The organism is Massilia agrisoli (assembly GCF_020831365.1).
GTDB classification, from domain to species: Bacteria; Pseudomonadota; Gammaproteobacteria; order Burkholderiales; family Burkholderiaceae_D; genus Telluria_A; species Telluria_A agrisoli.
On the sequence record NZ_JAJHPV010000001.1, the window covers coordinates 1 to 469 of the forward strand.

Annotated in this window: 2 tRNA genes and 2 rRNA genes (1 of these 4 cut by a window edge); all 4 read left to right on the forward strand. The window is 51.0% G+C overall.

What is annotated here, in order from left to right:
• A 16S ribosomal RNA gene (locus tag LMJ30_RS00005) occupies positions 1-98 on the forward strand; the annotation flags it as partial.
• Between the two features lie 91 nt (positions 99-189).
• Positions 190-266: transfer RNA gene (locus LMJ30_RS00010), tRNA-Ile, on the forward strand.
• A 20-nt stretch (positions 267-286) separates the two neighbouring features.
• Positions 287-362: transfer RNA gene (locus tag LMJ30_RS00015), tRNA-Ala, on the forward strand.
• A 26-nt stretch (positions 363-388) separates the two neighbouring features.
• Positions 389-469 (forward strand): 23S ribosomal RNA (locus LMJ30_RS00020); its annotated part runs 414 nt beyond the window's last position; the annotation flags it as partial.

Here is a 469-nt window from a genome sequence, read left to right on the forward strand (position 1 = left end):
TAACCGCAAGGAGGGCGCTTACCACGGTAGGATTCGTGACTGGGGTGAAGTCGTAACAAGGTAGCCGTATCGGAAGGTGCGGCTGGATCACCTCCTTTCTAGAGTAGCACCGGGGCCTGGAGCCCACTCATTGAGCGTCCACTCTTATCGACTGTTGAAATTAGAAGAAACAGTAGCAGTGTCCAAGTCGGGGCTGTAGCTCAGCTGGTTAGAGCACCGTGTTGATAACGCGGGGGTCGTTGGTTCGAGTCCAACCAGCCCTACCAACGCGGTCGTGTATCATCTTGGGGGATTAGCTCAGCTGGGAGAGCACCTGCTTTGCAAGCAGGGGGTCGTCGGTTCGATCCCGTCATCCTCCACCACTCTACTTAATATCTTGAAAGTGCAAACGTAAGCATAGATGCTTAGGTTTGATCTTTTAGAGATCATTAGCTGTTTCGTTCTTTAACAATCTGGAAGAAGTAAAGTT